This is a genomic window from Streptomyces sp. YIM 121038 (assembly GCF_006088715.1).
Taxonomy (GTDB): Bacteria; Actinomycetota; Actinomycetes; order Streptomycetales; family Streptomycetaceae; genus Streptomyces.
In genome coordinates this window covers 777,345-789,256 of record NZ_CP030771.1, presented here as the reverse complement: position 1 = coordinate 789,256, position 11,912 = coordinate 777,345, and the positions used below count along the sequence as shown (strand labels likewise).

The following is an 11,912-nucleotide window of genomic DNA, read 5'->3' as shown; positions in this document are numbered from 1 at the left end:
TGCCCGCGCCACGTATTAAGATCCACGCGAAAAGCGACCTGCATCGGTACCTGCGCGACACGCTGGCCGTCGTCCTTGGAACCGAAGTGGCTCCGAGCCGTGACGACGCGTCCCTCGTGGAGCTGGGTCTCGATTCGTTCGGCTGCGCCCAGTGGCTGCACGAGGTCAACCGAACCCTCGAGCTGTCCGTCACCGTGGCCCAGGTCTGCGGTCACCCCACGTTCCGTACGTTGTCCGCCCTGTTCGAGGGCGCCATGGGAGAACAGATGAGTGCCACACCCCCTGGGTCCTCGGCCGCCCGCGGTACGTCCGCGCCGGGGCGCCCGGACATCGCCGCGCACCTGCGCGAGAGCCTCGCGGCGGAGCTCGAACTCGTCGCGGCCGACATCGATGACGAGGCGCCCTTCGTGGAGCTGGGCCTCGACTCGATCACGGGTGTCACCTGGACCCGGAAGCTGAACACGCACTTCCAGCTGTCGCTCTCCGCGACCCAGGTCTACAGCCACCCCACGGTCGACGACCTCGCGGGCCACCTCGCCGAGCTGCTCGGCGCGGGCGACGAGGGCCCGGCGCCCGTCGAGGAGCCCGCGCCGGTGGCCGTGAAGGAGGCGGAGCCCGCGCCCGCCACCGAGGCCGCCCCCGCCACCGAGGCCGCGCTCGCCGCCTGGCTGCGGGCCAGCCTCGCCAAGGAGCTGGAGCTCACCGCGTCCGAACTGGACGACGAGGCGCCCTTCGTGGAGCTGGGCCTCGACTCGATCTCCGGGGTCACCTGGACCCGGACCCTCAACACGCGCCTTCGGCTCTCGCTGTCCGCGACCACGGTGTACGGGCACCCGACGATCAGTGACCTGGCGGGGTACCTGGCGCGGGAGCACGGCGCCTCGGCCCCCGACGAGGGGGCGGCCGCCCGGCCCGAGCCCACCGTGACAGCGGACCCCGCACCCGAGCCGGAGCCCGCGCCCGCCGTGGAGCCGGAGCCCACGGCCGCTGTCGAGCCCGAGCCCGCCGTGGCGCCCGAGCGCCCCGTCGCGCCCGCGCCCGCACCGGAGCCCGCGCCGCGGCCCACCGCCGAGGCGGCCCCGGAAGCCGGCACCGCGCCCGCCACCGCCGCCGGGTCCCGGCGGGTCCCCGGCCTCGTGGACATCGCCGTCATCGGCATGTCCGGCGCCTTCCCCAAGGCGGCGGACCTCGACGCGTTCTGGCGGAACATCCTCGACGGCCGCGACTGCATATCCGAAGTCCCGTCCTCGCGCTGGCCCGTGGAGAGGTTCTACGACGAGCGGCCCGGCGTGCCCGGGAAGTCCTCCAGCAAGTGGATGGGCGTCCTGGAGCACGCGGACCGGTTCGACCCGCTCTTCTTCTCCGTCTCGCCCGGCGAGGCCGCGGCCATGGACCCCCAGCAGCGCCTCCTGCTCCAGGAGAGCTGGCGCTGCGTCGAGGAGGCGGGCTACGACCCCGACGACCTCTCCGGCACCCAGTGCGGCGTCTTCGTCGGCTGCTCCGTGAACGGCTACGGCGCCACGGCCGACGCGGCGGGCCTGAGCGCGCACCAGAACCTCGGCACCAACAGCGCCATCCTCGCCAGCCGCGTCTCCTACGCCCTGAACCTCAAGGGCCCCTGCCTCTCCATCGACACCTCCTGCTCGTCGTCGCTGGTGGCCATCGCCCAGGCCTGCGACAGCCTCTGCCTCGGCGACAGCGACACCGCGCTCGCGGGCGGCGTCTGGGTCATCCCCGGCCCCGGCGTCCACGTGGCCATGAGCCAGCTGCGGGCCCTCTCGCCCGACGGCCGCTGCTACGCCTTCGACGAGCGCGCCAACGGCTTCGTACCGGCCGAGGGCGTCGGCGTCGTCCTCCTGAAGCGGCTCGCCGACGCGCAGGCGGACGGCGACCGGATCCACGCCGTCATCAAGGGCTGGGGCGTGAACCAGGACGGCAGGTCCAACGGCATCACCGCCCCCAACGCCGAGGCCCAGGCCCGGCTCCAGAAGCACGTCTACGACAAGTTCGGCATCGACCCCGGCGACATCGAGCTCGTCGAGGCGCACGGCACCGGCACCGCCCTGGGCGACCCCGTCGAGATCGACGGCCTCGTCGACAGCTTCACCGCGCGCACCGACCGCCGCGGCCACTGCGCCATCGGCTCCGTGAAGAGCAACATCGGCCACACCGCGTGCGCCGCGGGCGTCGCCGGGGTCCTCAAGGCCACCCTCGCCCTGGAGCACGCGACGCTGCCGCCGACCGCCCAGTACGAGCGCCTCAACGAGCACATCGACCTGGACGGCACGCCCTTCTACGTCAACACCCGGGCGCGCGCGTGGCGGCCCGCCGACCGGCCGCGCCTGGCCGCCGTCAGCTCCTTCGGCTACAGCGGCACGAACGCCCACGTCGTCCTGGCCGAGGCCCCCGAGACGGCCCCGGCGGCCGCACCCCACGACGGCTCCCGCCTGATCGCGCTGTCCGCCCGCACGGCCGGGCAGCTGAAGGACCGGGCACGCCAGCTCGCCGCCCACCTCGAAGCGCACCCCGGCCTGAGCCTGCGCGACGTCAGCCACACCCTGGGCCGGGGCCGCAAGCACTTCCGCCACCGCCTCGCGTTCGTCGCCGACACCACGGCGGGGGCCGCCGCGCGACTGCGCACCTGGCTGGACACGGGCAGCGCGCCGTCCGCCCACACCGGTGACCACAAGCCCCAGCGCCCGGCCCGGCCGGACGTGCGGGCGGCCCGGGAACTGACCGACCCGGACCGGCTCCTGACGCTCGCCGCGGAGTACGCCCGGGGCGCGGCCGTCGCGTTCGAGCTCCTGTACGCGCCCGACCGGCGTCCGGCCCGCCTCTCCCTGCCCGCGTACCCGTTCGCGCAGGACTCCTACTGGCTGGCCGGTGAAGCCCCCGCGGCAGCCGTCGACGCACCGCCGTCCGAGGCCCCGCGACGCCAGGACGCCCCCGGTGACCTGCTGGTGCTCGAGCCCTGCTGGACGCCGCTGCCCGAGCCGTCCGCCGCCCCCGACGCCGAACCGGCCGAGCGGGTCGTCTGGCTCGTCGGCCCCGGAGCCGACGCGGCCGCGTCGACGCTGCGCGCCCGGCTGCCCCGCAGCGTCGTCCTGCACACGTCCGAAGTAGCTGCGGACCGTCCGTTGGACGTCGCGTACGCCCGTCTGACGCGGGACGTCCTGGGCGAGCTGCGCACCCTGATCGCGGCCGGTGACCTGCCGGACGGCGGCCTCACCCAGATCGTCGTCCTGGGGCACGGCGCCCCGGCCGCCCAGGTGCTGACCGGAGTGTCCGGGCTGCTGCGCACGGCCGCCCTGGAACACCCGTGGCTGCGCACCCAGCTCCTGGAACACCTCGACCCCCTCGACGCCGCCGACGAGCGGTCCGCGGCGGCGCTCGCCGAAGCCGTCGAGGCGGGCGCCCGCGCCCACACCGAGCAGCACGTCCGGCAGCAGGGCGGCCAGCGGTACGCCAGGCGGCTCACCGAGGCCGGGGCGCGGCCCGCGCACGGGGCCGCCGCGTCGCCGTGGCGCGACGGCGGCGTGTACCTGATCACCGGCGGAACCGGCGGGCTCGGCCTGCACGTCGCCCGGGAGCTGTCCCGCGCCCTGCGCACCGGCACGGTCGTCCTCGTCGGACGCTCCGCGGCCGAGGACGCACGGCCGCGCCTCGCCGCCCTCGCGACGCCGGGCGTCAGCGTCGAGTACCGGCAGGCGGACGTCACCGACCGCCAGGCCGTCGACGCGCTCGTCGCGGACGTCGTCTCCCGCCACGGCGCGCTGCACGGCGTCGTGCACTGCGCCGGAGTGCTCCGCGACGGCTACCTCGCCACCAAGAAGGACGGGGACCTGGCCGCCGTCCTCGCCCCCAAGACCACCGGCCTGGTCAACCTCGACGAGGCCACCGCCGGGCAGCCCCTCGACCACCTGGTCGTCTTCTCCTCCACGGCGGCCGCGCTCGGGAGCGCGGGGCAGGGCGACTACGCCGCGGCCAACGCGTTCCTCGACGCCTACGTCGGCTACCGCGCCGACCTGGCCGCGCGCGGCCTCAGGTCCGGCCGCTCCATGTCCGTCGGCTGGCCGCTGTGGGCCGACGGCGGCATGCGGCTCGACGACGCCGCCCTCGAAGGGCTGCGCGGGATCGGCGTGACGCCCCTGCCCACCGAGGCGGGCCTGCGGGCCCTGACCGAGGCGGTCGCGGGCGACTCCCGCCACACCCTCCTGCTCTGCGGCGACCGCGCTCGGCTGCTCGACCGCCTGTCCGCGCAGATCACCACGGAGCGGCCGTCGCCCGCCCCGGCCACGCAGGCGCCCGCCACCGCGGCGCGCCCCACCCGCGACGCGTGGGAACGCACGCTGGTCGCCGCCGTCTCCGAGCAGCTGAAGGTCCCCGCCGAAGAGATCGACGGGGACGGGGAGTTCGGTGAGTACGGCTTCGACTCCATCAGCCTGAGCGAGCTCGCGCGGCGCCTCAACGACGACCACGGGCTGAGCCTCGCGCCCACCGTCTTCTTCGAGCACACCACCGTGGGCGCGCTCGCCGCCCACATCGCCGGGCACGCGTCCACGACGCCCGCCGACCACGGCGCCCCGGCCGTGGAGCCCGCCCCGGTCACCGCACCCGCCCCGGTCGAGGCGCCCGGCCTGGTCGCGGCGCCCGGCCTGGACGCGATCCGGCAGGCCGTGATCGCGGAGGTGTCCGGGCAGCTGAAGGTCCCCGCCGAGGAGATCGAGGGCGACGGGGAGTTCGGTGAGTACGGCTTCGACTCCATCAGCCTGACCGAGCTCGCGAACCGCCTCGGCGACCGCTTCGGCACGCCCCTGGCGCCCACCGTGTTCTTCGAGCACCGGACCGTGGACAGCGTGGCGGCACACCTGGCGGCCACGGCACCCGCACCGACGGCTCCGGCCCCGGAGACTCCGTACGAGAACGAGTCGTACCAGAACGCGTCGTACCGGAACGAGTCGTACGAGGAGCAGCCGCAAGAGGCACGCCCCTGCGAGGAGCCCGCCGCCCACGAGCCCGCCGCCGACGGCCTCGGCACCGCCGAGCCCATCGCCGTCATCGGCATGAGCGGCAGCTTCCCGCAGGCGCCCGACCTGTCGGCGTTCTGGGAGAACCTGCACGCGGGCAAGGACTGCATCACGGAGATACCCGAGGACCGCTGGGACTGGCGCGCCCTGGAGCAGGACCCGGATGTCCCGCGCGGCAAGAAGGCCGTGCGCTGGGGCGGGTTCCTCGACGGCGTCGACCGGTTCGACCCGCTGTTCTTCGGCATCTCGCCCCGCGAGGCGCGCAGCATGGATCCGCAGCAGCGGCTGCTGCTCACCCACGCCTGGCAGGCGCTGGAGGACGCCGGGTACGCGCCCTCCGGCCTGGCGGGAAGCGACACCGCCGTCCTGATCGGCACCGCGCCGAGCGGCTACGGCAGCCTCGTCACGGGGGAGCGGGCGGGCGAGGACGGCTACGCCGCGACCGGAGTCTCCGGCTCCGTGGGCCCCAACCGCGTCAGCTACCTGCTCGACCTGCACGGCCCCAGCGAGCCCGTGGAGACGGCGTGTTCGAGCTCGCTCGTCGCGCTGCACCGCGGTGTCGAGCTGCTGCGCTCGGGCCGCAGCGGCCTCGCGCTCGTCGGCGGCGTCAACACCATCGTCAGCCCCGACCTGCACATCGGCTACAGCCGCGCGGGCATGCTCTGCGAGGACGGCCGCTGCAAGACCTTCTCCGCGCGGGCCAACGGGTACGTGCGCGGCGAGGGCGTCGGCGTCCTGGTCCTGAAGCCGCTGCGCCACGCCCGGCGCGACGGCGACCGGATCCTCGGCGTCATCCGCGGCAGCGCCGTCAACCACGGGGGCCGCGCCCACTCCCTCACCGCGCCCAACCCGCGCGCCCAGGCGGACCTCCTCAAGAGCGCCTACCGCGACGCGGGCGTCGACCCGCGCACCGTCACCTACGTCGAGGCGCACGGCACCGGCACCGAACTCGGCGACCCCGTCGAGCTGAACGGCCTCAAGAGCGCCTTCGGCGAGCTGTACGCGGAGACCGAGGGAGCACCGGGCCACCTGGACGCACCGGCTCGCTGCGGCCTCGGCTCGGTCAAGAGCAACATCGGGCACCTGGAGCTGGCCGCGGGCGTCGCCGGGGTCATCAAGGTGCTGCTCCAGATGCGCCACGCCACCCTGGTCGAGAGCCTGCACTGCGCGGACCTCAACCCCTACCTGGACTTCACGGACAGCCCGTTCGAGGTCGTCCGCGAGCGGCGGCCGTGGCAGCGGGCACACGACGCCGAGGGCCGGGCGCTGCCGCGCCGGGCGGGTGTCAGCTCCTTCGGCTTCGGCGGCGTCAACGCGCACGTCGTCATCGAGGAGTACGTCGATGAGCACGACGAGGACCACGGGGGACACGCGGCCATGGAAACGCACGCCGACGCGCACACGGGCACCGCGCCCCGGGCCGGGGCACCCGCGCCGGCCGTGGCGCTGATCCCGCTGTCCGCGCGTACCGAGGAGCAACTCGTCGCGCGGGCACGGGCGCTGCGCGACCACCTGAGGGCCGGGTACGAGGGGCGCCTCGCCGACCTCGCGTTCACGCTCCAGGTGGGACGCGACGCGATGGAGGAGCGGCTCGCGACCCGGGTCACCTCGCTCGCCGACCTGGAGCGCAGGCTGACGTCGTTCCTGACGGACCCCGGCGCCCACGACGGCTGGCACCGCGGCAGCGTGTCCCGCCGGACAAACACCGCACAGGACACCGGGCACCCCCTCGTGGAGGGGGAGTACGACGAAGCCCTCACCCGGTGGGCGGCCGGTCACCCCCTCGACTGGCAGAGCCTGTACGGGCCGGGGGACCGGCCCGTGCGGACAGGCCTGCCGACGTACCCGTTCGCCGAGGAGCGCTACTGGGCGGGGCGCGCCACCGCGCCCTCGGCCGCGCGTCCGGACGGCGCGCCCGGCGCGCACCCGATGCTGCACCACGCCCCGGACGGCACCCCGACGGCGTACCGCACCGTCTTCGACGGCTCCGAACCCTTTCTGAAGGACCATCAGGTACGTGGTCTGCGCGTCCTGCCGGGCGCCGCGCACCTGGAGATGGCCCGCGCGGCCGTCGCCCGCACCACGGCGGCGCCGGGCCGCGTCCGGCTCAGCGACGTGGTGTGGCTGCGGCCCGCCGCCTGCGCCGCGGACGACGGCCTCGACGTGCGCCTGGACCTGAAGCCGACGGGCCCGGACGCCTACGCGTACACGCTCCACACCGTCGGCCCCGACGGCGAGCGGACGCTGTCCAGCCAGGGCCGCGCGCGGCTGGCCGAGGCGCCCGCCGAGCGTCCGGCGCTCCCGCTCGCGGACCTGCGCGCCGCCTGCGCCCAAACGTCCTTCGCCGCCGCCGACCTCTACGCCCTATACGACCGCGTGGGAATGGAGTACGGCCCGGCGCAGCGCTCCCTGACGACGCTGGCCGTCGGCACCGACGCCGCGGGCCGCCCCCAGGCGCTCGCCGAACTGCGTCTGCCCCGCGCGGCGGAGACCACCGCCGCCTACGCGCTGCACCCGAGCATCCTCGACGGCGCCCTCCAGGCCACGATCGGCCTCGGGCTCGGCGGCGACGGCCACGGCGCGGCCCCCGCGCGGCCCGCGCTGCCCTTCGCCCTCCAGGAGGTGGACGTCCTGGCGGCCACCCCGGCGACGGCGTACGCCTGGATCCGGTATCAGGACGGCAGCCGCCCCGGCGACACGTCCGCGAAGCTGGACCTCACCCTCCTCGACACCGAGGGCCGGGTGTGCGCCGAACTGACCGGCCTGCTCGCCCGGGTGCTGCCCGCCGAGGCGGCCCCGTCCGCCACCGAGCACCCTGCCGCGGCGGCCCCGTCCGCCACGGAGCACCCCGCCGCGGCCGACGGCGGCGACACCACGCTCGCCGGGCGCGCGCTGCCGTACCTGCGCGACCAGCTCGCCGCGGCGCTCGAAGTCGACGCGGAACGCCTCGACGTCGACACGCCGTTGGAGTTCTACGGCATGGACTCCATGATGGCGATGGAGCTCACCCACCACCTGGAGGACACCTTCGGGGAGCTGTCGAAGACGCTGTTCTTCGAGGTCCGTACGGTCCGCGCGCTCAGCGAGCACTTCGCCGAGGAGTACCCGCGGCGGCTGCGCGCCGCACTCGGCGCGACGGCCCCCGAGGCCGAGGCACCGGCTCCGGCTCCGGCGCGGACCACGCCCGCGCCGCCGCGCGCGGAGCACGTCACCGACATCGCGATCGTCGGCGTGAGCGGCCGCTACCCGCTGGCCGAGGACCTCGACGCGTTCTGGCGGAACCTGCGCTCCGGCCGGGACTGCGTCACCGAGGTCCCGGCGGACCGCTGGGACCCCCGCGACCACGCGGGCACGTCCCGGTGGGGCGGCTTCCTCGACGGCGTCGACCGCTTCGACCCGCTGTTCTTCCGCATCTCGCCGCGCGAGGCGGAGTTCCTCGACCCCCAGGAGCGGCTCTTCCTGGAGACCGTCCACCACACCCTGGAGGACGCCGGATACACCGGCGAGACCCTGTCCCGGCAGTCCACCGTCCCCTCCGACGGCACCGACACCGGCGCGGGCCTCCTCGCCACCGGCAAGGTCGGCGTGTTCGTCGGCGTGATGTACGAGGAGTACCAGCTCCACGGCGCCCAGGCGCAGGCGCGCGGCCACGGCGTGGCGCTCTCCGGCAGCCCCTCGTCCATCGCCAACCGGATCTCGTACTTCTACGACTTCCACGGCCCGAGCATGGCCGTGGACACCATGTGCTCGTCCTCGCTGACCGCGATCCACCTCGCCTGCGAGGCGATCAGGAGCGGCCAGTGCGCGGCGGCCGTCGCGGGCGGCGTCAACGTCAGCGTCCACCCGAACAAGTACGTGATGCTGAGCCAGGGCAAGTTCACCTCCAGCGACGGCCGCTGCCGCAGCTTCGGCGAGGGCGGCGACGGCTACGTGCCCGGCGAGGGCGTCGGCGCCGTCCTGCTCAAGCCCCTGGAGAAGGCCGTCGCCGACGGCGACACGATCCATGCGGTCATCAAGGGCACGGCCCTCAACCACGGCGGCAGGACCCACGGCTTCTCGGTGCCCAACCCGGCGGCCCAGGGCGACGTCATCACCCGCGCGCTCGCCCGCGCCGGCGTCGCGCCGCACGAGCTCGGCTATCTGGAGGCGCACGGCACCGGCACCTCCCTCGGCGACCCCATCGAACTGACCGGCCTGGTCAAGGCGTTCGGGCGCACCGCGGGCGCGGCCGGGCCGACCTGCGCGATCGGCTCGGTGAAGTCCAACATCGGCCACTGCGAGAGCGCGGCGGGCATCGCGGGCGTCACCAAGGTGCTGCTCCAGATGCGCCACGGCGAGCTGGTGCCCAGCCTGCACGCGAGCACGCTCAACCCCCATCTGGACTTCGCCGGGACGCCGTTCACCGTGCAGCGCACCCTTCAGCCGTGGCGCGGGCCGCGCGTCGCGGGCGTCTCCAGCTTCGGCGCGGGCGGCGCCAACGCGCACGTGGTCCTGGCCGCGTACGAGCCGCAGGCCGACCCCGCTCCCGCCGCCGCGCCGCGCCCCGTCGTCGTACCGCTGTCGGCCGCGACCGAGGGCCAACTCGTGGAGGTCGCGCGGCGGTTGCGATCCCGTGCGGACGAGCTCGCGGAGGACGACCTCACCGCGCTCGCCCGGACGCTGCAGACCGGCCGCGTCGCCCTGGAGGAGCGCCTCGCGTTCACCGCGGACTCCCTGGAGTCCGTCCGGCACACCCTCGACGCGTTCCTCGCCGACCCCGCCGCCGTGGGCGCCTGGGCACGCGGCCGCGTCCGGCCCGACCAGCCGCCCGTCAAGGCCGACGGCACGGCCACGGAACCCCAGGAGTACGCGGAACGGTGGGCCCGCGGCGAAGCCGTCGACTGGGACCGGCTGTACGCGGCGGACGGCACGGCCCGCACGCGCCGCCTCAGCCTGCCCGGCTACCCCTTCGCCCGCGAGCGCCACTGGCTCGACCTGGAGGGCGCGCCGGGCGGCGGGTCCGCCACGCCCGACCACGTGCTCCTCACGCACCCCGTGTGGGAGGCGGAGGAGACCGACGGCGCCGCGGCCGCGGCCGCGGCCGAGCGCCACGTGATCGTCGTCGGCCGGTTCGCGCCGGGCGAGGAGTCCGCGCTGACCACGGCCCTGACGGCCACGGCGCACCTGGAGACCGTGGCCCTGGCGGACGACGCCCCCTTGGACACCGCGTATCTGACGGCGGCACGGCAGGTGTTCGCCCGGGCCCGCGCCCTGCTGACGGACGGCGTGCGCGGCGGAGCCCTGCTCCAGGTCGTGCTCGTCGGCGGCCCGAGCCAGGAGGCGGCGGGCCGGGCGGCGTTCACCGGCCTCAGCGGACTGCTGCGGACCGCGGCCCTGGAGAACCCGAGGCTGCGCACCCAGCTCGTGGACTGCCTCGACGGTGCCGCGCCCGCCCTCGTCGCCGAGCGGCTGCGCGCGGAGACGGACCCCGGGACGGCGCCCGAAGTCCGCTACCGCGCGGGCCGCCGCGAGGTCAGGCGGCTCGCGGAACTCCCCCCGGCGCCGGACGCGGGCACCGCCCCGTGGCGCGCGGGCGGCGTGTACCTCATCACGGGAGGCACCGGAGCCCTCGGCCTCGTCACGGCCCGGGACATCGCATCGGCCGCCGCGGGCGCCACCGTCGTCCTGACCGGGCGCTCGGCGCTCGGCGACACCCAGCGGCAGGCGCTCGACGAGCTGCGGGCCGCGGGCCTGACCGTGGACCACCAGCGGACCGACGTCACCGAGCGCGCCGACGTCGAACGTCTCGTGGCGCACATCGCGCGGACCCACGGGCCGCTGACCGGTGTCGTGCACGCCGCGGGCGTGCTGCGCGACGCCTTCGTCGCGCACAAGACGCCGGAGGAGTTCGAGCGCGTCCTCGCGCCGAAGGTCGCGGGCCTCGTCCACCTCGACGAGCTGACCCGGGACCAGCCCCTCGAACTGTTCCTGTGCTACTCGTCGACGTCCGGCGCCCTGGGCAACGCGGGCCAGGCCGACTACGCGGCGGGCAACGCCTTCATGGACGCCTACGCCGCCCACCGGGGCCGTCTCGCGGCCGCGGGGGCGCGCCACGGCCTGACCCTGTCCCTGAACTGGCCCCTGTGGGCCGAGGGCGGCATGGGCGTGGACGCCGCCACCGAGGAGCGGCTGCGGCGGATGGACCTCGTCCCGCTGGACACCGTGAGCGGCCTGCGGGCCCTGCACACCGGGGTGGCCGCACGCCGCACCGGCCTCGCGGACGGCCAGCTCCTCGTGGTCGCCGGGCGGCGCGAGGCGGTCCTGCCGCGCCTGACCGCGCGACCCGGGCGGGCACGGCAGGCCGAACCGCACGCCGAGTCGCCCGCCGTGACCGAGCCGTACGCCGCTGCCGAGCCGGAGGCCGCGGCCTCCGGGCCGAAGTCCGGCACGGCGGGCGACGACCGTGCCCTGCTCGACCGCACCCGCCGCCATCTGCGCGCGCACCTGGCGGCGGGCCTCAAGCTCGGCGCCGACCGGCTCGACGCGGAGGTGCCCCTGGAGCGCTACGGCATGGACTCCGTCGTGGCGATGAACCTGATCGCCCAGCTGGAGACGGACTTCGGCACGCTGCCCAAGACCCTGTTCTTCGAGGTGCAGACGGTCCGCGAGCTGGCCGAGTACTTCGTGGCCGAGCACGGGGACGCGCTGCGCGCGCTGTTCGGCGAACCGGCCACCGCCGCCGCGGCACCCGCGCCCGCATCGGCACCGGCACCGGCACCTACGACCGAGCCCGCTCCCGCACCGGCACCGCCCGCCCCCGAACCCGCGCGGCGCGAACAGGCCCGGCCCGCCCGGGACCCGCGCGACGAGGGCATCGCCGTCATCGGCCTCGCCGGACGCTACCCG

Annotated in this window: 1 protein-coding gene (only partly in view); it reads left to right on the top strand. The window is 75.7% G+C overall.

Annotated elements, in window-relative coordinates:
* The first annotated feature begins 86 nt into the window (after nucleotides 1-86).
* Nucleotides 87-11,912: the 5' portion of an SDR family NAD(P)-dependent oxidoreductase gene (locus C9F11_RS48075; RefSeq protein ID WP_212767793.1), read on the top strand. The gene runs 2,289 nt beyond the window's last position; the window shows 11,826 of its 14,115 coding nt (coding positions 1-11,826); it begins with the start codon at nucleotides 87-89; its stop codon lies off the right edge, out of view.